Source organism: Pseudoalteromonas sp. N1230-9 (assembly GCF_032716425.1).
Taxonomy (GTDB): domain Bacteria; phylum Pseudomonadota; class Gammaproteobacteria; order Enterobacterales; family Alteromonadaceae; genus Pseudoalteromonas.
The window spans coordinates 2,667,872-2,688,091 of record NZ_CP090419.1 but is presented as its reverse complement, the minus strand read 5'-3'; the positions used below and the strand labels follow the sequence as shown (position 1 = coordinate 2,688,091).

General features: G+C 40.1%; 20 protein-coding genes and 1 tRNA gene. 18 read left to right on the top strand and 3 right to left on the bottom strand.

Features of this window, described 5'->3' with window-relative positions; translation table 11 throughout:
• Positions 1-100: 100 nt before the first annotated feature.
• Positions 101-1,399 (top strand): phosphopyruvate hydratase, encoded by a 1,299-nt coding sequence (gene eno / locus LY624_RS12515; RefSeq protein ID WP_341803104.1) that lies wholly within the window; start codon positions 101-103, stop codon positions 1,397-1,399.
• A gap of 48 nt (positions 1,400-1,447) precedes the next feature.
• Here eno and mutH read toward each other — a convergent pair whose 3' ends face one another.
• On the bottom strand, positions 1,448-2,119 hold the full coding sequence (mutH, locus tag LY624_RS12510; protein ID WP_341803103.1) for a DNA mismatch repair endonuclease MutH: 672 nt from the start codon (positions 2,117-2,119) through the stop codon (positions 1,448-1,450).
• 541 nt (positions 2,120-2,660) lie between these two features.
• On the opposite strand from mutH, the gene rppH reads away from it, so the two are divergent.
• The 17 genes from rppH to LY624_RS12425 all read left to right on the top strand — a co-directional run bounded on the left by rppH (position 2,661) and on the right by LY624_RS12425 (position 18,711).
• A complete protein-coding gene (gene rppH / locus LY624_RS12505) occupies positions 2,661-3,179 on the top strand; it encodes an RNA pyrophosphohydrolase (RefSeq protein ID WP_062569670.1) in 519 nt (172 codons plus the stop codon).
• 33 nt (positions 3,180-3,212) lie between these two features.
• Positions 3,213-5,489, top strand: a complete 2,277-nt coding sequence (ptsP, locus tag LY624_RS12500) for a phosphoenolpyruvate--protein phosphotransferase (RefSeq protein WP_130150432.1) — start codon at positions 3,213-3,215, stop codon at positions 5,487-5,489.
• 338 nt (positions 5,490-5,827) lie between these two features.
• Positions 5,828-6,637, top strand: a complete 810-nt coding sequence (locus tag LY624_RS12495; RefSeq protein WP_341803102.1) for a sulfite exporter TauE/SafE family protein — start codon at positions 5,828-5,830, stop codon at positions 6,635-6,637.
• A gap of 14 nt (positions 6,638-6,651) precedes the next feature.
• Positions 6,652-7,455: a prolipoprotein diacylglyceryl transferase gene (gene lgt / locus LY624_RS12490; protein ID WP_130150434.1), complete on the top strand. Its 804-nt coding sequence runs from the start codon at positions 6,652-6,654 to the stop codon at positions 7,453-7,455.
• A gap of 13 nt (positions 7,456-7,468) precedes the next feature.
• The gene (locus tag LY624_RS12485) at positions 7,469-8,320 is read left to right on the top strand and encodes a thymidylate synthase (protein WP_237118110.1); all 852 of its coding nucleotides are present in this window, start codon (positions 7,469-7,471) and stop codon (positions 8,318-8,320) included.
• A 24-nt stretch (positions 8,321-8,344) separates the two neighbouring features.
• Positions 8,345-9,226, top strand: a complete 882-nt coding sequence (gene galU / locus LY624_RS12480; RefSeq protein WP_341803101.1) for a UTP--glucose-1-phosphate uridylyltransferase GalU — start codon at positions 8,345-8,347, stop codon at positions 9,224-9,226.
• Between the two features lie 438 nt (positions 9,227-9,664).
• The gene (locus LY624_RS12475) at positions 9,665-10,222 is read left to right on the top strand and encodes an SPOR domain-containing protein (RefSeq protein WP_341803100.1); all 558 of its coding nucleotides are present in this window, start codon (positions 9,665-9,667) and stop codon (positions 10,220-10,222) included.
• A gap of 106 nt (positions 10,223-10,328) precedes the next feature.
• Positions 10,329-10,916, top strand: a complete 588-nt coding sequence (locus LY624_RS12470; RefSeq protein WP_341803099.1) for an SPOR domain-containing protein — start codon at positions 10,329-10,331, stop codon at positions 10,914-10,916.
• Positions 10,917-11,050: 134 nt separating this feature from the next.
• Positions 11,051-11,641, top strand: a complete 591-nt coding sequence (locus LY624_RS12465) for a DUF4402 domain-containing protein (RefSeq protein ID WP_062569678.1) — start codon at positions 11,051-11,053, stop codon at positions 11,639-11,641.
• Positions 11,642-11,677: 36 nt separating this feature from the next.
• Positions 11,678-12,136 (top strand): DUF4402 domain-containing protein, encoded by a 459-nt coding sequence (locus tag LY624_RS12460; protein ID WP_130150439.1) that lies wholly within the window; start codon positions 11,678-11,680, stop codon positions 12,134-12,136.
• Positions 12,137-12,145: 9 nt separating this feature from the next.
• Positions 12,146-12,973, top strand: coding sequence for a fimbrial biogenesis chaperone (locus LY624_RS12455; protein ID WP_341803098.1), 828 nt, complete (start codon positions 12,146-12,148; stop codon positions 12,971-12,973).
• A complete protein-coding gene (locus LY624_RS12450) occupies positions 12,974-15,967 on the top strand; it encodes a hypothetical protein (protein WP_341803097.1) in 2,994 nt (997 codons plus the stop codon).
• Between the two features lie 16 nt (positions 15,968-15,983).
• A complete protein-coding gene (locus LY624_RS12445) occupies positions 15,984-16,583 on the top strand; it encodes an SPOR domain-containing protein (RefSeq protein ID WP_341803096.1) in 600 nt (199 codons plus the stop codon).
• A 57-nt stretch (positions 16,584-16,640) separates the two neighbouring features.
• Positions 16,641-17,234: a FlgO family outer membrane protein gene (locus LY624_RS12440; RefSeq protein ID WP_341803095.1), complete on the top strand. Its 594-nt coding sequence runs from the start codon at positions 16,641-16,643 to the stop codon at positions 17,232-17,234.
• Positions 17,235-17,246: 12 nt separating this feature from the next.
• A complete protein-coding gene (locus LY624_RS12435; RefSeq protein ID WP_062569684.1) occupies positions 17,247-17,927 on the top strand; it encodes a FlgO family outer membrane protein in 681 nt (226 codons plus the stop codon).
• A 3-nt stretch (positions 17,928-17,930) separates the two neighbouring features.
• Positions 17,931-18,572 carry a FlgO family outer membrane protein gene (locus tag LY624_RS12430; protein WP_341803094.1) on the top strand — a complete coding sequence of 214 codons (642 nt, stop codon included), beginning with the start codon at positions 17,931-17,933 and terminating at the stop codon, positions 18,570-18,572.
• 64 nt (positions 18,573-18,636) lie between these two features.
• A tRNA-Arg gene (locus tag LY624_RS12425) sits at positions 18,637-18,711 on the top strand.
• A gap of 87 nt (positions 18,712-18,798) precedes the next feature.
• Here LY624_RS12425 and LY624_RS12420 read toward each other — a convergent pair.
• Positions 18,799-19,326 carry a DUF6843 domain-containing protein gene (locus LY624_RS12420; protein WP_341803093.1) on the bottom strand — a complete coding sequence of 176 codons (528 nt, stop codon included), beginning with the start codon at positions 19,324-19,326 and terminating at the stop codon, positions 18,799-18,801.
• Positions 19,327-19,336: 10 nt separating this feature from the next.
• The gene (locus LY624_RS12415; protein WP_341803092.1) at positions 19,337-20,170 is read right to left on the bottom strand and encodes a hypothetical protein; all 834 of its coding nucleotides are present in this window, start codon (positions 20,168-20,170) and stop codon (positions 19,337-19,339) included.
• Positions 20,171-20,220 lie beyond the last annotated feature (50 nt).

The window sequence follows — 20,220 nt, the reverse complement described above, 5'->3', positions numbered from 1 at the left end:
TTTAAATAGGCCGTGCTATATGCACGGCTTATTTGTTTTAAAAAGCCAGCAGGAATAAAGCTGGTACAAACTCACCATTTTCGGGAAAAGAGGAATCAAGATGTCAGAAATCGTAAAAGTGATTGGTCGCGAAATCATGGACTCGCGTGGTAACCCAACTGTTGAAGCTGATGTACATTTAGCTGATGGTTCATGGGGCCGTGCTGCAGCACCCTCTGGTGCATCAACAGGTACTCGCGAAGCGCTTGAATTACGTGATGGTGATAAAGCACGTTACCTAGGTAAAGGTGTTTTAAAAGCGGTAGGCTATATCAATAACGAAATCGCTGAAGCGCTTAAAGGTCAAAACGCAGTTGATCAACAAGCTGTTGACCAAGTAATGTTAGATTTAGACGGCACTGAAAACAAAGAAAAATTAGGTGCTAACGCTATCTTAGCAGTATCTTTAGCAACGGCTAAAGCAGCTGCAAACTCTAAAGGCGTAGAGCTTTATGAGCACATTGCAGACCTTAACGGCACACCAGGTGTTTACTCAATGCCATTACCTATGATGAACATCATCAACGGTGGTGAGCACGCAGATAACTCTGTTGATATTCAAGAGTTTATGATTCAGCCAGTGGGCGCAACAAACTTCCGCGAAGCGTTACGTATGGGCGCTGAAGTATTCCACAGCTTAGCTAAAGTGCTTAAAGCTAAAGGACATTCTACATCAGTAGGTGATGAAGGTGGTTTTGCACCAAACCTTGAATCAAACGAAGCGGCACTTGCTGCAATCAAGGTGGCTGTTGCAAATGCAGGTTATGAGCTTGGTAAAGATATCACACTCGCTCTAGACTGTGCGGCATCTGAGTTCTACGACAAAGAAGCAAATATCTACGACCTTAAAGGCGAAGGTAAAAAATTCACTTCTGAAGAATTCAACCACTTCCTTAAAGGCCTTACTGAGCAATACCCAATTGTGTCAATTGAAGACGGCTTAGATGAGTCTGATTGGGATGGTTTCGCACACCAAACACAACTAATTGGCGACAAAGTACAATTAGTAGGTGACGACCTTTTCGTTACTAACACGAAGATCTTAAAGCGTGGTATTGATAATGGTATTGCTAACTCAATCCTAATCAAGTTCAACCAAATCGGTTCATTAACTGAAACGCTTGCTGCTATCAAAATGGCTAAAGACGCAGGCTTCACAGCTGTTATCTCACACCGTTCAGGTGAAACTGAAGATGCAACAATTGCTGATTTAGCAGTAGGTACTGCAGCTGGTCAAATCAAAACGGGTTCATTAAGCCGTTCTGACCGTATTGCTAAGTACAACCAATTACTTCGCATTGAAGAAGTATTAGGTGAAAAAGCACCTTACAACGGTCTTAAAGAGGTTAAAGGTCAGTAATCTGGCTTAGCTCATTAAGACTTTAAAAACCTCCTTCGGGAGGTTTTTTTATAGCTGAAATTGCTGTTTTAGGATCTCGCCGGTAAAGCTGGTTTTTAAGTAAAAACCACGGGGTAAGGTTTGTATTATCTGGCCATTTGGGCCAATTGCATCTGTAAGCGCTTTGCTATTAGCAGCTTTTGGCCGTATTTGCATAACATCGCCCAAATGACCTGAAATTTCATCCACACGACCAAGGGCGATTAGCTCCATTTGTTCTTCCCAATCACGCTGTAAAAGAGCATCTTGCTCTGCGCTTGGCTGCCATAAAAAGCCACTGCCGATAGTACGGTGAAAAGGCAGTATTTCGCGCTCGCCTAAAATAGGTAGCCATAAAACATGATTGAGCTTTTTACGTACCGTACTTTGCTGCCAAATCATGCCTGTTACATTCAGTAGCGGTGTTACAGAAACAAAGGTTGTTTCGAGCGGCTTTCCTTTAAATGAGATTGGCAGAGTTTTAAGCTCAATGCCTAAATCTTCAAAATCAGGTGTTGGTTTAGAGCCCGCCGTTGCGCCAAGTACATATTCGATTAGTTGACCGGTCCAGCCTTTTTCACGTAGTAAATCGTCAGGAGTTTTGAACTGATATTGCTCGGCTAGCTGCCCTAGGGTGAGGCCAGCAATAGCATCAACACGTTGCATTAATTCGTTTATAGAAGCGGGTTTTATTGGTCGCATAAGGCGTTTATTTGATTGTCTAATTAACCATATCATGATAGCAAATACGCGTCTTAGTGGATATCTTTGTGTTTGGGTGTTTTTTGCTCATGGTTGGGTTGAACTAAGAATAAGCACTAATAAAAACGCTTGTTAACTTTTAACTTATTGAAATTTATAATTTTTAGTTTCTTTGAGTCTCATATGGGATTAAGAAACGAAAAAGTTGTCTGTATAAATACAGATATATAAACACGTTTATCCACAGTTTCTGTGGAGAAACTGCAATTTAAAATGCAGGATTGTGGATTTGTTTGCAAAATAGCCATGTTTTATAAAAGTTATGCACAAGCTGTGGGTAAGCTGGTTGAAATACTGTTGTAAATAGCTATTTTGTGTAAAAGACCTATTTTTACAAGAATAGAATTGTAAGGTATTGATTATGTGGATTTGTTAAAAACATTATTTTATATCTTGCAGGATGTTAGATGTAATAGTGTTTGCTGTATCGCAGGTTATGTGGAACAATCAATAAAAATCGACTTACAAATGAGGCACTAAGGTGATTGATGCCGAAGGTTTTCGTGCCAATGTCGGAATTGTGATTTGCAATAATCAGGGACAAGTATTTTGGGCTCGTCGCTACGGTCAGCACTCTTGGCAATTTCCCCAAGGTGGTGTGGACGACGGTGAAACGGCCGAGCAAACCATGTACAGAGAATTACACGAAGAAGTAGGCTTGCTTCCTGAAGATGTTGAAATCGTTGCAAGTTCAAAACATTGGTTACGTTATAAATTACCCAAACGATTAATTCGCAGAGACTCAAGTCCTGTGTGTATTGGACAAAAGCAAAAATGGTTTTTACTTAAACTACGTTGCAAAGATGAAGATGTAGACTTGCTTAAAACACATCATCCTGAGTTTGATGATTGGCGTTGGGTGAGTTATTGGTATCCTGTGCGACAAGTTGTATCATTTAAGCGCGATGTTTATCGCCGTGTAATGAAAGAGTTTGCACCATTAGCGATGCCATTTAATAAACGAGAACAACATAAAGAGAATTGGCGACAGAGACGATAAAGGTCACTTTATTTAAATACAAGGAGCAGCATCATGTTAGCCACGCTCAGATCCATTGCTGAGGCTGTGTCGCAACAAGCGGACTTAGACAGTGCGCTGGCGTGTTTTGTGAAAATGGTAAAAGAAGCCATGCAAACACAGTGCTGCTCAATTTATTTTGCCGATTACAGCCAAGACAACTTTGTATTAATGGCCACGCAAGGTCTTAACCCTGATGCAGTCGGTAAGTTTCGTATCGGTTTTACAGAAGGGCTCGTTGGCCTTGTTGCTCAGCGTGAAGAGCCTATAAATATCGCTTTTGCAAAGTCTCATCCCCGCTTTAAACTCTCTCCAGAGGTCAATGAAGAAGGTTACAATGCTTTCTTGTCAGTGCCTGTAGTGCATCAAAAAAAGGTGCTGGGCGTCATTGTTGTACAGCAAAAGCTTGCCCGTGTATTTAGTCCAGATGAAGAGTCCTTTTTAATTACTTTGTCTGCACAACTGGCCTCACAACTTGCTCATGCTGAAATTAAGGAAGTGCTAAGGCTCGATGAGTTTTCACATCAAACCTCCGTATTAAAAGGGGTTTCGAGCGCTCCAGGGATCGCTATAGGCCAAGCGTTTGTTGTTTTACCCAAGCTCGACTTTACTTCAATAGAGTTACAAAAAGACGAGGACGTAAGCACACAACGCAAACTTTTCACACAAGCTGTTGCTGCTACTCGCAATGAATTTAATACGCTGTCTATGACGTTAAGCGATTCAATTCCTAAAGAAGCGTTAGCAGTCTTTGATGTTTACCAACAATTACTTGATGCCAAAAGTTTAGGTCAGAATGTTGAAGCCCAGTTACAACAGGGCTGGAGCGCAAAAAGCGCGTTGAAAATTGTGATTGAAAAATTAGTTGCACAGTTTAATGCTATGCAAGATCCTTACATTAAAGAACGGGCAATTGATGTAAAAGACATAGGTTTGCGTGTGCTACATCATCTAGTCAATACAGAATATGCAGCTAAACCATACCCTAAAGATACGATTTTAATTGCCAGTACATTAACACCCGCTATGCTTGCCGAAGTACCAAAAGGGCATTTAGCAGGGGTTGTGAGTGTTAATGGGGCTGCAAATAGTCATGCCTCTATTTTGACTCGTGCAATGGGGATTCCCGCTATTTGGGGCATTGAAGATCTACCATTATTGCAGTTTGATGGAAAACCTATGATTTTAGATGCTTACGCAGGGCGTTTATATATCTCTCCATCACAATCGCTGCACGATAAATACAGTCAGCTTAAATACCAAGAAGCCCTTTTAAATGATCGCTTTTTAGCTGAGCAAGATCTTGAGGCCATTACCTTAGACGGTGAACATATCAGCTTGCTTTTAAACGCGGGCCTTGAGATGAATACCGAGCATGATAATAAACGCTTGTGTGACGGTGTTGGTTTATATCGAACTGAAGCTTGGTTTATGCAAAAAGGCCAATTCCCGTCTCAATCAGATCAAGAACATTGGTATCGAGAGGTGCTAACATGTTATCACCCCAATCCTGTGGTGATGCGTACGTTAGATATTGGCGGCGATAAAGTTCTAGACTACTTCAATATCAGTGAAGAAAACCCATTTTTAGGCTGGCGTGGTATTCGCGTAACGCTTGATCACCCTGAGCTCTTTTTAGATCAACTCAAAGCTATGCTTAAAGCGAATATAGGCTTGGGTAATTTAAAAATAATGTTGCCTATGATTAGCGGAACAGAAGAGGTTGAAGAGTCACTTAAGCTTTTAGAGCAGGCTTATTTTGAGCTTGAAGAGCAATTTCCAGAGCAAGCAATTGAGCGCCCAGAAATAGGCGTGATGTTAGAAGTGCCCTCTAGCGTCTTTATGCTTGAAGAGTGGTCGCAAAAAGTCGATTTTTGCTCTGTGGGCAGCAACGACTTAACGCAATATATGCTCGCAGTTGATCGTTCAAATGCGCGTGTTGCAGAGTTATTTAACCCGTATCATCCAAGTGTGCTCAGAGTATTGCTTAAAGTAGCGCAAGAGTGTCAAAACCATGAATTGCCATTTAGTTTGTGTGGTGAACTTGGAGGAGACCCCGAAGGCGCTTTATTACTAATAGCAATGGGCTATCGTCGTTTAAGTATGAACTATGCATCGATTAGTAAAATTAAGTTTGTATTACGGCGTCTTAAAGTCAGTGATATGGAACACTTACTTCAGCAGTGTCTTATTCAACCTACCGCCAAGCACGTATTACGTCTAACCCGAAATTTTATGATTGAACATCAACTCGGTGAGTTATTTTACACACCTAGCCAAGAGCATACATGATCGGAAATTGTGCTGTGAAGCACCTATACCCAAGCCACCTCAAGATGTAGAATTCAGCGTTTCACAGGTGCTTAATATCAAGGCGTTACTTTGCAACAATGGCAGTCCCTTTTAAGAAGTAACAACGATGAGAGTAAGTGCCTGTGAAATGCCCAAAGGGTTGGTTTAAAAGCGATTTATACTGCGTTATTGATTTTAACAATAGAACCACTATTACTTGCAATCAATGCCTTGCCTAAATCGCTTTTAATTCCAACTGAAACTCGCATCTTGAGGTGGTTTGGGTATATATATTAGTTTAATATATGTATATAACAAAGTGAATATATGAGTGTTTTATGCATGATGTAATACTTTTGATGGCTTACTGCGCAATTATAGGCAGTGTTGTTGGCTTTTTAGCAGGACTGCTTGGTATCGGCGGTGGTTTAATTATTGTGCCTGCGCTGAGCGCATTACTTGTGGCTTTTAATGTAGCTGATTCTGAGCATGTATTAGTGATTGCCATTGCGACATCGCTTGCTTCTATTATTTTTACATCAACCTCTTCAGCGTTTGCTCATCATCGCAATGCTAACGTCCCTTGGGAAATAGCGCCTTGGGTTATGACAGGAGTTGGCATTGGTGCCCTTATCAGTGGGTTTGCAGCGAGTTTAATTCCCGAGCAATTATTACGTTTTGTGTTTGCAGGAAGTGTTGTGTTTATTGCACTGCGTATGGTGCTATCAACACGAAAAAAAGCGGCAAGTGAAAAACCTTTACCACAGGGTCCTATTCTTGGTTTTTTATGTGCCATAATGGGCGCGCTATCGGGTTTAATCGGTATTGGTGGTGGCGCATTAATTGTGCCGTTACTGCATTATTTCTCTGTAGATATAAAAAAGGCCATCGGTTGTGCTGCGGCTTGTGGTATTGTCATTGCGTTATTTGGCTCAGTTGGTTATGTATCAGCAGGTTGGCAGGTAACTTCTTTGAGTGATGGTTTTGCGGGATTTGTATATCTGCCTGCGTTACTAGGCATCGTAGTTACTTCGTCGCTAATAGCGCCAATAGGCGCTAAAGCCACTCATTACTTGCCGGTGACAACAATAAAAAAAGTATTCGCGTTATTACTTGTAATAATTGCACTTAAAATGGTGTTTAGTTAAAGGTTTTTATTTTTATGGCTCTTCAATTTCCAGATATTGATCCGGTTATTTTTTCAGTAGGACCCCTCAGCGTGCGTTGGTACGGCTTAATGTACTTAATTGGTTTTGCGTTAGCGATGTGGCTTGCTAATCGTCAAGCTGCAAAACCAAACTCAGGGTGGACCAAAGAACAGGTTAGCGATTTACTTTTTTACGGGATGTTAGGGGTTATTCTTGGTGGCCGAATAGGTTATGTATTGTTTTACCAGTTTAGCTACTTTATTGAAAATCCACTTTATTTATTTAGAATCGATCAAGGGGGCATGTCTTTTCATGGCGGAACCCTTGGTGTTATCAGCGCAATAGCAATATTTGCATGGACGCGTAAAAAGTCACTGTTCGAGGTAGGTGATTTTGTAGTGCCACTGGTGCCGTTAGGCTTATTAGCAGGGCGCATTGGTAACTTTATAAATGGTGAGCTTTGGGGTCGTGTAACAGATGTCCCTTGGGCATTTGTATTCCCAACAGGTGGACCAGAGCCGCGTCACCCGTCACAACTTTACGAAGCGTTTTTAGAAGGCTTGGTGTTATTTTTAATCCTGCAGTGGTTTATTAAAAAGCCACGTCCAGCAGGCAGTGTTGCCGGTCTTTTCTTATTGGGTTACGGCACGTTTAGGTTCATTGTTGAATATTTCCGTGAGCCAGATGCCCACTTAGGTTTATTTGCTGGTGTGATTTCGATGGGCCAAATACTCTCGCTTCCCATGGTAATTGGTGGTCTAGGTTTGATAATATGGGCCTATAAAAAGCCGCAGCAACGCGTCTCTAGCAAAGCATAACAAGAGCATAGCAATGAAACAGTATTTAGATTTATGTCAACGCATTGTTGATGAAGGTGTGTGGGTAGAAAATAAGCGCACAGGCACTAAGTGTTTAACCGTAATTAATGCCGACCTTGAATATGATGTGGCAAATAATAAGTTTCCGCTTATCACAACGCGTAAAAGTTTTTATAAAGCTGCTATTGCTGAGCTTTTAGGTTATTTACGCGGTTATGACAGTGCCGCGCAGTTTCGTGACATCGGCTGTATGACATGGAACGCGAATGCGAACGAAAACAAAGCGTGGCTTGATAACCCACATCGTCGTGGCGAAGACGACATGGGGCGTGTTTACGGTGTTCAAGGCCGCAGTTGGCAACGCCCTGATGGTAGCCACCTTGATCAGCTTAAAAAGGTCATCGATAATTTATCAAAAGGCATTGACGACCGTGGTGAAATTATCACCTTTTATAACCCAGGTGAGTTTGAACTTGGTTGTTTACGTCCTTGTATGCATACCCATACCTTTTCTTTGTTAGGTGATACTCTATACTTAACCTCATACCAACGTAGCTGTGATGTGCCGCTTGGATTGAATTTCAATCAAATTCAATGCTTTGTATTGTTAGCTTTGGTTGCGCAAATTACCGGTCACAAAGCTGGTAAGGCGTATCATAAAATTGCCAATGCGCACATCTATGAGAACCAGTTAGAGTTGATGCGTGATGTACAGCTTAAGCGTGAGCCTTTTGCATCGCCAGAACTGAAGATTAACCCAAATATAAAATCGCTGGACGATATAGAAACATGGGTTACAAAAGATGATTTTGAAGTCGTTGGCTATCAGTGTCATGATGCGATTAAATATCCGTTTTCAGTTTAAGAATAATAAATTTAAGGAGAAATCATGAAAGCAGTGATCCCAGTTGCTGGGCTTGGTACGCGCATGTTACCGGCAACGAAAGCCATACCGAAAGAAATGTTGCCTATTGTTGACCGTCCTTTAATTCAATACGTTGTAAATGAAGCGATTTCAGCAGGGATTACAGAAATTGTTCTTGTTACGCATTCGAGTAAAAACTCGATCGAGAACCATTTTGACACCAGCTTTGAATTAGAGGCAACCCTTGAAAAACGTGTAAAACGTCAGTTACTTGCCGAGGTACAGTCTATTTGTCCAAAAGGCGTTACTATTATTCAAGTACGTCAAGGGGAAGCGAAGGGGTTAGGACACGCAATTAACTGTGCTGCGCCTATTATTGGTGATGAGCCATTTGTTGTTATATTGCCTGATGTCATTATTGACGATGTGGCGAGTGACCTTAAAAAAGACAACTTAGCTGAGATGATCAATCGCTTTGAAAGTACCGGTGAAAGCCAAATAATGGTTGAGCCAGTACCGCATAATGAAGTTGATAAATTTGGTGTTGTTGACTTAGGTGATGTAAAAATTAAGCAAGGTGAAAGTGCTGCAATTCGAAATATGGTTGAAAAGCCGCCTGTCGACCAAGCTCCATCAAATTTAGCAGTGGTTGGTCGTTACGTGCTAAGCAAGAATATTTGGCCATTACTTGCCAAAACGCCTGCAGGGGCAGGCGATGAAATCCAGTTAACGGATGCCATTGCTATGCTTATGGAAAAAGAGACTGTGGATGCTTACTCAATGAAAGGCAAAAGCCATGATTGCGGCAGCAAAATTGGTTATTTGAAAGCAATTGTTGAATTTGCCTTACGCCGTGATGAATTTAAAGGCGAGTTGACTGAGTTTATAAAGTCGCTAGCTAAATAACTGTTTACCATAAAGTAATTAAAGTTAATAAAAAAGTGCCTATATGGCACTTTTTTATTATTTACATAACAGATGTAATTGTTGATTATTACTCAATTGGGGACTTTTCTGATATATCTTTATCTTAACGTGTTGTTAATATGAAAGTTAAGTAAAGCACTTACCAAACAGCCAAGGGTAGCTAAATTAAGCTATACTTTGTAAAAATACCTTTAACGAAATTAATTTTTATTGCTTTAGGTCATCTAATATGAAAACTTAAGCAATAAGTTTTTGTTATGGCTAATAAAGTACAGTACTAAAAATATAACAAAAAATAGTACGCGAGATTCTTTAAATTAAGTTTAACTTTTAGTGCACTTAAAGGTGAAAAACACATGCGCGCAGTCAGCCCTGTGAACAAGCAAATTGACAATGGTATATTTTAGAATCATGTTTATGAAACATTGCATCAAGCCTTTGCAACATAGTATGTGTTTGTTGGCATTACTATTTGTGTCTGGTTGCAGCAGTGATTCTTTAGTATCTCTTCAAAATAATAAATTAGCCGCATTGAGTGCCTCTATCAAGGTGGTTACTTTTGTTGGTGAGCAATTTGATTCGCCTTTTTTTCTAAAAGCAAATATGCACACCAGCGGTTCAGCTACGATTGATCCCCCAACACATTTATCAGCAGTCAAGACGAGTGGTGTTCAGAGCTCAGGATCAATCAGCGCCCAGCATAACTACTTATTTGCCCTTCAACTCGCGTCAGTTAATAGCGAAAAAAGCTTAGCGATTGCACTTAGAAAAATGCAAAGACTTGCCCCCCATATTTTTCAGGGCTCCCCAATTTTGAATATGGAAGTTGCAGATATAGATCAGCACACCTACTACCGTTTGAAATTTGGCGGTTATAAATATTTGAAGAACGCGAAAGCTGACTGTGAAGCTATTAAGCGCCAAGGGATTGATTGCTGGGTAAGTAGCTATACAGATAACCGAGTGAACTTTTAGCTTTTATTCAAAGAATGGTTTTTCTATCTGAAATTCGACAGGTACAAGTGCTATAATGGCACTTTTTTTGCTTGGAAGTAGAGTCGTTTTTTAGGGTGAGCTTTTAATGAGTCGGTTTATTGTCTTTACACTTTTTATTTTACTACAGGCGTGTAGTTTCTCAGATCCAAACTCTTACGAAGAGTCAGATATTAATCGTGAGGAGCTTCAACAACTTTTAGTTGAGTGGGATACTAAAAAAGAACAAATAGATCATTTAAATACCATTGAAGCTGATTTGTTGATGCTAATACAAGCACTTGCTGTACAAGTTGACGTTGATAAACTGCCTAAAAAGCTGCAAAGCGATCCTAAAGTTGTTAGCTATGGTAGCACTGAGCAAGTGTCTACAACGGTAAATCAAAATTTGAATGAAACCACAAACACAGAATCACCTACTCATGGTGTGAAAATTGGCAGTTACTTAGTTGAGCGGGGAGTGAGAGCCCAATTAGGCCAACTTAAAAATCGTTATCCTAATCTTTATAATATGCTTAGTTATAAAATGAGTACGCAATCATCAGCTTCTAAAACACTTTATAGCCTTGTCGCTGGGCCGCTACAAACAGAGCAAGAGGCAAACAAACTCTGCCAAGTTTTTGAACTTATTTATAGCCATTGTGAGACTACTGAATTTAAAGGCGTTGATTTGTAATTTATCGTTTTACTCTTTTTTATTTAAAACAATAAAAAAAGTACATTTTTTCCTAATAAAATAATGCATTTTGCCGATACTTAATTTAACCTGAATAAAAGGTTGAAACTTTTTATCATATCTTAGGAATGCATATGAAAAACTCAATAAAGATAGCAGCACTAATGACCTCATCAGCACTTTTAACGTTTAACGTTGTTGCTGAGCAAACTACTTTTCAAGCTGGTGTAACGGTACAAAACGCGTTTACATTGCAAAAAGACAGCGACCTAGATTTTGGTACAATTCGCGCCAAAGCAGATACAGCGTCGACAGAAACAGCAACGCTAGTGTTATCAGCTAACCCTGCAACATCTGCGACGACAGCCAGCACAAATGCAGCTTTAGCTGAAATTGCTATCCTAGTACCTGGTACACCAGCGTCATTCAGTGTTTCAGGTGTATCACCTTTTGCAACCTTAAACATCACAAACCCAACTGAGACGGCCATCGCACCTGACTCAGCGCCAGCTGGCACCGCAGGCTTTGTGTTAGCTTCGCCTACTTATTATGTATTAACTGGTGCAAACCCTAACTCTGCAGCCACAACAACAATCCAAGTAGATGCTAATGGTGAGGCAACATTCAATGTGGGTGGAACACTAACAACAGATGCCACAACTCCGGCTCTCGATTATATTGATGGTACTTATAGCGGTACATTCACACTGCAATTAGATTACTAACATAGAGTGCCTGCTAAGTGTTAGCAGGCATAACTTATGCGTACGCATTTTTGTCTATTAAGTGCTCTTTTATTGAGCGCAGGCTCTGTTGCACAACAAACAATAACTGAGCTTGAACCACTTAGCTTTGGTCTACTGGCTATTACAGACAACTCAAGTGTTAGCTCTGTCACTGTTTTGCCAAGCAATACTAGCGCGAGTAGCAACAGTATTTATGTTGTTAAACAGGGTCGCGCCGCCGAGTTATTGTTTGAAGGCTATGGAGCAAGAATACAAGTTACCATTAGTGATAATGTGAATAACCAACCACTTAGTAATTTACACAATAACCAACGCTTTTATCTCAATCGATTGATTTATAACCCTACCTTGGTCACTGACTCATACGGCAGTGCTGTATTAACGGTGGGTGGGCAGATAAGCACAAGTGGTGATGGTAGCACCTATAATGATGGTTATTATGATGCAACCGTCTCATTAACCGTAGACTTTTAATGGAATTTTATGAAGTACAGATACTTTCTATACTGCTTTATTGTTTTACTAACCTTTCATAGTGCTGCTGTATATGCAAACTTATTGATCTCGCCAACACGTATTGCATTTGATGACAGGCAACGAGTCGCTAAAGTTATTGTGGTAAATAACTCTAATGAGAGCAAAACTTACCGCCTTGAGTGGCAAGAGAAAATAGCGAAGCCGCAAGGTGGTTATATAACGCTGACCGACGATCAGGTTAACCCTAATTCACTGGCCAGTATGATGCGTTTGAGTCCTTCTCAGGTGAGATTAGCGCCGGGAGAGAGGCAGGTTGTGAAAATAGCTCTTCGCAGAGCTAAAGGTCTGGCAGATAAAGAATATCGTTCTCACTTGGTCTTTAAAGCGCTACCCAATGAACATAAAAGTAATAGTAAAAGCTTTGGTATTCGTTTAGACATGGTTTTAAGTTACTCAATTCCTGTGCTCTTAAGACAGGGAACTACGCTACCTGAGATTGATATTGCTTCAGTAAAGTACTTAACAAATGATGCTAAACCATCACTTGGCATTAGTCTTAATCATTCTGGCGATTATAGTTCATTCGGAAAAGTTGAAGTTTTTCAAACTCTATCAGGAAGTAAAGAAGAGCAAAAAATTGCCATGGTAAATGACTTCAGTATTTATCCTGAGCTTGATAACGTTACTTTAACTCTGCCTTTATTTGATAATATGAAGCTACAAGAAAATAGCCAAATACGCATTACTTACTCGGGGTTAAAAGAGTATCAAGGGCAAGTTTTTTCAACTAAAACGACGACCTTCACGTCTCAGCATTTTAATTCTTTGCAGTAAATGAAACGTCTCTTATTTTGTCTTTTAATGTTTGCCACTGGCGCTCCTGTCGCAGCTGAAAAAAATTATCAGGCTGTATTTGCTTCATTAAAGAAAATGCAGCAGCAGTTACAACAGTTAAAAGCTTCTGAAAGAGAAAGCGCTGATTCTCAGGCAACAGCACCAGACCTCAATAAAAAAATGAATGGGGAAGGGATCCCTGTTGGGGAGTTGTTGTTTTTTTCAGCTTACTTAAAGCATACCTACTTAGGAGAAGTGTTAGCTGTTAAAAGTCAGCAAGGAATATGGGTCGACTTGCTGAGCTTCTCTGAAACCGTAGAGTTTGTAATTGATGTAAATGGAAATACCGGTATTGCGAAGGGCTGGTTTATTAATCCAGAAAATACCTTTGTGCTTGATACAACTAAAATGACCATAACAGTTAAAGGTCGGACATTTTCAATAGCCCAAGAACAGTTACACGTTGATCAGCAAGATATTTTTGTTGCTTCAACATTACTTGAGCAAGTGTTTGATTTAACAATGGCTGTAGACTACTCAACACTTGAACTTTACATAAACTCTGACGCACGATTACCCATAGAAGCACGCTTAGCTCGGCAGAAAAGAGAGCTAAGCCAAACAGCACGTTACTCTGAGCCAACACTACCGTGGAAAGAAAGCCCATACCAAGCTGTGTCTTCTCCTATGGCAGATATCCAAATTAGCATGACAGCAGATGATCAACAAAGCTCTGCGGGATACTCTATTCTTGGTGCTAATGATCTTGCATACTTAAATGCTGAATACTATTTTGCGGGTCGTGATGGTGACTTACTTACTGATTCAAGACTCACATTTAGCCGTGAAGACTTAAATTCAGAGCTACTTGGCCCTTTAGCAGCAAACAGAATAGAGTTTGGTGATGTACTTGCAACGCAAATAGGGAACCGTTTTAATAGCAATTATGCTCGCGGTGCAAAAGTAACTAATAAACCGCTATTTAAGCCTGTTAATACTAATCAGGTTAACATCATTGGTAATATCCAACCCGGCTGGGATGTAGAGCTGTATCAAAATGGTGTTTTAATTAATCAGCTACTTAGTCTTAATGACGGTAGGTATATATTTGAAAATGTAGACTTGCTGTATGGCGCCAATAACTTTGAGCTCATTTTTTATGGACCGCAAGGTCAAGTGGAGCGAAAGACTGAACAATACTTGATTGATGGCACTAGCTTGTCTGCGGGAGAGTCGTTTTATGAATTCTCAATCACGGAGCAAGGGCACCAGTTATTTAACCAATCGAATTATTATGTTGAAAACCCAGGCTGGCTGTTTTCTGGCCGTTACGATACAGCATTAACAGATAATATCTCAGTGTATGGCGGTATAGCGGGTTTAAAAAGTGAGTATAAAGATGACACTCAAAACCTAGCGATCGGTAGTAATGTGAGCCTTTTTGACCGTCTGTTAATTAACCTAGATTACGAGCAAAACAATGAAGATGAAAGCGAGCTTGAGTTTACCGCAAGAGGTCAAATTGCCGAGCAAGCGTTAAGGTTTCGTGCATCAGAACGAGAGCGTTTAATTAATCGTCAAAGCAGCCAGCAAAGCATGAGTTCATCAAGCAATTATGAATTTAATATCTCTGGAGAGGTCTTTCAAAATCAATACGGTCGACTCAACTATCAAAACAACGCTTATTACACTGACATTGATAGCCGATACGACAGCCTAAAGCTCGAGAATATCATGAACTATGCTTACTCAGGCTTTTCCTTTAATCACCGCTTGAGTTGGCAAAAAGACAGCAGGCTCGATGACTCTACCTTATTGGGTAACGTTCGACTCCAAGGTCGATTTGGTCAAGTTTTTAGCCGTTTTAGTCTGGATTACAGTATGAGTCCTCACCACTCTATTCAGTCATATGAGGCCCAATTTAATCGTAGTTTAACATCACAGTTGCAAGGTGAGTTGACACTTCGTAACTCGCTTATTGATGATGTAAAGTCAGCGGAGATTGGACTTAATTGGCAATCTGATAGATTTAGCCTAAATAGTAATCTTAACTACGACAGTGAAGATCGTTGGCGAGTAGGGTTATTTAGCCGCTTTAGCCTAGGTTATGCTAGCCAAGGCACTGGTATCTTTTCTAGCAAACGAAGTTTAGCACGCTCAGGTACTCTGATGGCTCACGTTTACTTAGATGCCAATAATAATGGAATCAAGGATGAAAGTGAGCATGGTATTGCAGGTGTTAAAGTCAAAGGTGTGCAAAATTATCGTCAAGCAGTCACTGATGAAAACGGCATTGCATTGCTAACCAGTATGCCTGCGAATAGAACGACCGATATTGTTATTGATCCAGATAGTTTTCCAGATCCATTTTTGATCGCTGCTAATGATGGTTTCTCTGTTACTCCCAGAGCCGGATTTATAGAATATATTGATATAGCGCTTAACAACAGCAGCGAAGTTGAGGGGGTTGTGTATGTTGAGCAAGATGAAAATATGAAAGTGCAACCGTTTGCGAACATCTCACTCATTGATAAAACAGGGAAAAAGGTGTCGCAAACCCAAGCTGCGTATGATGGCTATTACTTGTTTACAGACCTTCGCCCAGGCGAATATAAAGCAGTGATAGATGATGAATATAAAGACAAAAAATCATTAAAAGATAACCAACATGTGACCCTTAACTTATCTGCTGGTGGCGAAGTTGTTGTTGGCGCTGATCTAGTATTAAAGCCTAAACAAGTAAAAGATGGCTACATTGCTAAGTTAGGGCAGTTTTCATCACTCGCTATCTTAAAAACATATCTTTATCTTGTGAAAAAACCATTATCAGATCTCGCTATTTTAGATCCTTTTTATATCAAAAAAAGTGATAAAGAGTTTGTTCTCTCAGCCGCGTTTTCTGAAACTCAAAGCGATGAACTTACACAAGTTTGCAGCGTATTAAAGAGCTATAAGCTTAACTGTGATGTTGAGCCATATACGGTTAGTTATTAATTTAGGGAAAATTATAATGTTAAAGCGTCATTTTAGTGTTGTTTTACTTTGTTTACTGGCATCTGCGTGTCAATCAACAAATAGCGAACACTCTTCCACACCGCAAAATAGTGTGCAAATTACTCAACAAGAACTCGATAGCCTAAAAGAAAGTGCCGCGCAGTGGCAACAAGCTAAACCTAGCATTGATCGCCTTATCGCAATTGAAAATGATCTAAACCTACTAATTACCCAGCTAAATGATCTTGCCAAGACGCAAACAGAAAACCAAGCTAAAAGCTCACCCGTTAGTGAGCAAGTTGTTGAACCTGTTGATGTTAAAAGCAATGCTTATACTGAGCAGCCATTATTTGCATTACAAGTTGCCTCTGTCACAGAAACAGCGCGATTAACGCGAAGTTTAGAAGAGTTAAAAAGTAAAGCCCCAAGTATGTTTACAGGTCAATTTGCGGTTAACGTTGAGGCTGTTGAGGTTAACAGTGTTGTGTATCATCGATTAAAAATAGGCGCTTATAAAGAGAAGCAAATGGCTGAAAAGGATTGCCAGTTATTAAAGCAAAAAGAAGTCAATTGCCTTGTCACTCAATACACCAATAAACCCTTTTCAGGCATGTAAATATTATTAGGCATAATCCTTGCTAGTACATTGCTATGTTCATAGAGGGTGGCAATTATGCGACTTTTACATTGTTTTATATTTTTTATACTGACTGGTTGTAGTCTCACAGAAGAGGCAAAACCAGTTGTATCGACCAATGCGCCTAAAGCTCGCATGGCAGCCTACACTGTTAATCAATATGTTGCAGATTTAAGCAGTCAATTAAGCCGCATTCAAGGCTCTTACAAAGGCAATGCTCGCATTGCTGTAACCAGTTTTTATATGGCTGATGGCTTAGGTACTCGCTTGGCAAGCAATCAAGGCAATGGCTTGAGCCAACAAATTCAAGAGAGTTTAATGACCCAGTTCACACAACTGGGTTTTCATACCATTGAATACCGTTTAGAAAACACTTTAAATTTACAGCCTACGGCCGATAGTATATTAAGTCGTGATGTGAGTAAGTTACGTCAACGTCAGAATATTGACTTTGTCATCACAGGCACATTAACACGGCAACAACATGCCTACATAGTTAATGCGCGCCTAGTTAATACAAAAGATCAGCGAATAGTGTCGGCTGCTAGTACTGAAATTCCTATTAATGTTATGTGGGGAAATGAGAAAGTGCAGCAGCGTGATGGTCAGCTATACCGTAGTGAATATTAAGAGGAATTATCAATGAAACGTTTATTTTTAAGTTTATGCCTTCCTTTAGGCTTTGGTTGTTCTTCGATGCTGACAGCGGATAACGAAAAGACATACAGTGATGAGCCTCAGCTTGTTAGCGCACAGCGTGAAGTTGCTGCCCCGCAAACAAGCACAAGCGTATTTCAAAGCAACCAAGTGGTAATGAACGACAGTACGTTTACTGCAGCGCCAACACGGAAGAACATTAATCACTATGTTCGAGGCATCATGCAGGATATGGTTGAAAACCTGCAATACGTTAACGATAAAACACCACTTGCGGTGTCTAGCTTTATATACCTAGACGCTGATTACAATGCAGGTTCATTACTTGGTAATCAAATTGCCGAAAGCTTTATGCACGAATTACATACCTTTGGCGTGCCAGTTATCGACTTTAAAACAACAGATTATATGCGTGTTACCCCCACTGGTGACTTCGTGTTTAGTCGAGACTACTTAGAATTAAGTCAGCAGCAAAACTTTAATTATGTATTGGCAGGCACTTTAGTCAATCACCAAGGTGGTGTGCTTGTGAATGCGCGTATTGTTGGCATTACCAGTAAAGCGGTAGTTGGCTCTGCTCAAGGGTTTATTCCACAGTCGGTTGTTGATGCACTCGACAGTACTAACCGTAGTGACGGCATTATGCTAAAGCAGGCAAGTGAGTAAATTATGAAATGTTTTTTTTCAATCGCTTTATGCTTAGTCCTAACAGGTTGTGAAATGCTTGCACAGCAGCCACAGCCAGAGCCAAAAGCGAACACTTCAACAACACAAATAGATTATGCTGCTTTATTGCAAGAGCAACAAAACCAAGCGCAGCAAGTCAATACGAACGATAGGCTATTCGTGCCGTATCAACATCATAAAACACTAGTTAACTATGTTGAGCAAATGGCGTTAGAGTTAGTTGATACAATGCAACAAGAGGCTGAGCTTGGTATCGCAATTACCACATTTGTTGAATTAGATGCCAGCCTTGATACAAGCTCTCAGCTTGGTAACCAGATTGCAGAATCGATGATGTATCAGTTACAAAAGTTCGGCTTTGGTGTGGTTGATTTTAAAGCGATGGATGTGATTAAAGTGACTCCTCGTGGCGATTTTGTCATGACACGTAAAGTGGAAGAGCTAGCAGAGCGCCAAATTGCCAGTCATGTACTGTCGGGCACCTTGATCTACCGTAACACCGGCGTAGAAGTGAATGCCAGAGTGATAAACTTAAATTCAAAACAAGTCACTGCAAGCGCACAAAAAGTCATCCCTTATTTTGTGCTGCAAAATGAATCAATTCAAACCGCCAGTATCAAATAAAATTAGCCAAAACTAAAGGCTTGATTATAAAAGGGTTAGCCCGTTATAATTTTCTTAGCTAAGTGGCCTCTTAGTTAAATGGATATAACGGCCCCCTCCTAAGGGGCAGTTACAGGTTCGATTCCTGTAGGGGCTACCAATTAAATCAATGATTACATTCCTGTAGCCTCTCTTTGCAGGCCATTAGAGTAAAATCAAAGCTCAGAAAAAATAGCAATAAATAAGCCTAACACATATCTTCGAATAGTTTTTTATCAATGTTTTTAACTTTGATGGCTTCAAAAATCGTGAGTAATTTATTTAAGTCAGTTCTCTGTGATTTCGTGCCGATCGTAAACTTCTTATTGATCACCGTACAACCAAAAATGGGGCCTGCTTCACCTAAGCCACCAGAATATAAAGCTCTTGTATTATCAGGGGTACCCTCTGAAACTGTACTTATGGGAGCTCGTTTACCTGATTGACTCACAGAGAAGTACTTAATTTCACTGCTTTCACTCCAACCTTCATTGGCATCCATTTGTGTTACAAGCACACCTGATGAGGGAATATGATACACCCTTGAATTACCCTCGTATTTGGGAGGTTTACCATTTGGTGCGTTGAATACAATATATAAAGAGCCTACGTATCCATCTGGTATTAGATAAATTGCAGGCTCTCTTTTTTTCACCTCTGTACAGGCTGATAAAAACGTGATCATCAAACCAACTAGCAGTATTTTAAAAAAGTGAGTATTGAAGGAATTTTTCATTGAGTTGCCTTTATTTTAGTAAGCCATCAAAACAATATTTTAAACTTGCTTTTTCGAGTAACATACAGTGACCACTGTTGGCAGGAATAGAGGTAAAGCGGTAATTCCAGTCAGTTATTTTTTGGAACTTTAGTTTTGGTTGTTTATTGGTTTGTCTAAAAAGCTCATCACCTACAGTTCCTTTAAAACTACCATTGTTATTGAGGGGTAATCGTATTGCGCTTGCAATCATTGGATAGTCAGCATTTAAAGATAAACTCACAGGTGCTGCTCCTTTTCTAACGTGTACACCCAGTGAAACTGCCTGCCCACCAGGGCCGACTATAAACGCTTCACAATTAGGGAAACCATCGCCAGTAATATAAGTAACAATGTCCATGTGACTATTTTGTCTGTCAATATCTATAACAATTTTGTATTTAACATTTAAGGTAGGAACATAGGAGAAACCTAAAGCTTCTTGTATCTCAGGAGAACCTGGCATAGCATGATTAACGCCACCATATTGACCTTCCATCCTATATTGATAAATGTGTTTATTGGGAAAAGCTCTGCTTTTAAGAAAAGTGCGTCCTTTTGGCGCTAATTCACCATTATATACTCTTTTTGCTTTCTCCCAAGGAGCTTTTGATGGATCTGAAACAGTTTCTTTTGTGTGTACTTTATTTTCTAAAGGCGAGAGATGAAACTTATGCCAAATACGAGATGTTACACTTTCAGTGCCACTAGGTTTTAGGGAAAACCCTCGATTATCACCTTCAAACATGAGACCTGACCAGCCGAATGTTTTCTCTGGGTGAAATGAGCGTATATTAATTTCATAGTCTGCTAATTGGAGAGTCATGCGATAATTCCATTTATCAATAAGTTAAAGTCCGTTTCGATTAGGGTAAC

Excerpts from the sequence above, each read along its gene's own strand:
- eno (WP_341803104.1), top strand. The coding sequence starts at position 101 with ATGTCAGAAATCGTAAAAGTGATTGGTCGCGAAATCATGGACTCGCGT.
- mutH (WP_341803103.1), bottom strand. The coding sequence starts at position 2,119 with ATGCGACCAATAAAACCCGCTTCTATAAACGAATTAATGCAACGTGTT.
- ptsP (WP_130150432.1), top strand. The coding sequence starts at position 3,213 with ATGTTAGCCACGCTCAGATCCATTGCTGAGGCTGTGTCGCAACAAGCG.
- LY624_RS12495 (WP_341803102.1), top strand. The coding sequence starts at position 5,828 with ATGCATGATGTAATACTTTTGATGGCTTACTGCGCAATTATAGGCAGT.
- lgt (WP_130150434.1), top strand. The coding sequence starts at position 6,652 with ATGGCTCTTCAATTTCCAGATATTGATCCGGTTATTTTTTCAGTAGGA.
- LY624_RS12485 (WP_237118110.1), top strand. The coding sequence starts at position 7,469 with ATGAAACAGTATTTAGATTTATGTCAACGCATTGTTGATGAAGGTGTG.
- galU (WP_341803101.1), top strand. The coding sequence starts at position 8,345 with ATGAAAGCAGTGATCCCAGTTGCTGGGCTTGGTACGCGCATGTTACCG.
- LY624_RS12475 (WP_341803100.1), top strand. The coding sequence starts at position 9,665 with ATGAAACATTGCATCAAGCCTTTGCAACATAGTATGTGTTTGTTGGCA.
- LY624_RS12470 (WP_341803099.1), top strand. The coding sequence starts at position 10,329 with ATGAGTCGGTTTATTGTCTTTACACTTTTTATTTTACTACAGGCGTGT.
- LY624_RS12465 (WP_062569678.1), top strand. The coding sequence starts at position 11,051 with ATGAAAAACTCAATAAAGATAGCAGCACTAATGACCTCATCAGCACTT.
- LY624_RS12460 (WP_130150439.1), top strand. The coding sequence starts at position 11,678 with ATGCGTACGCATTTTTGTCTATTAAGTGCTCTTTTATTGAGCGCAGGC.
- LY624_RS12455 (WP_341803098.1), top strand. The coding sequence starts at position 12,146 with ATGAAGTACAGATACTTTCTATACTGCTTTATTGTTTTACTAACCTTT.
- LY624_RS12450 (WP_341803097.1), top strand. The coding sequence starts at position 12,974 with ATGAAACGTCTCTTATTTTGTCTTTTAATGTTTGCCACTGGCGCTCCT.
- LY624_RS12445 (WP_341803096.1), top strand. The coding sequence starts at position 15,984 with ATGTTAAAGCGTCATTTTAGTGTTGTTTTACTTTGTTTACTGGCATCT.
- LY624_RS12440 (WP_341803095.1), top strand. The coding sequence starts at position 16,641 with ATGCGACTTTTACATTGTTTTATATTTTTTATACTGACTGGTTGTAGT.
- LY624_RS12435 (WP_062569684.1), top strand. The coding sequence starts at position 17,247 with ATGAAACGTTTATTTTTAAGTTTATGCCTTCCTTTAGGCTTTGGTTGT.
- LY624_RS12430 (WP_341803094.1), top strand. The coding sequence starts at position 17,931 with ATGAAATGTTTTTTTTCAATCGCTTTATGCTTAGTCCTAACAGGTTGT.
- LY624_RS12420 (WP_341803093.1), bottom strand. The coding sequence starts at position 19,326 with ATGAAAAATTCCTTCAATACTCACTTTTTTAAAATACTGCTAGTTGGT.
- LY624_RS12415 (WP_341803092.1), bottom strand. The coding sequence starts at position 20,170 with ATGACTCTCCAATTAGCAGACTATGAAATTAATATACGCTCATTTCAC.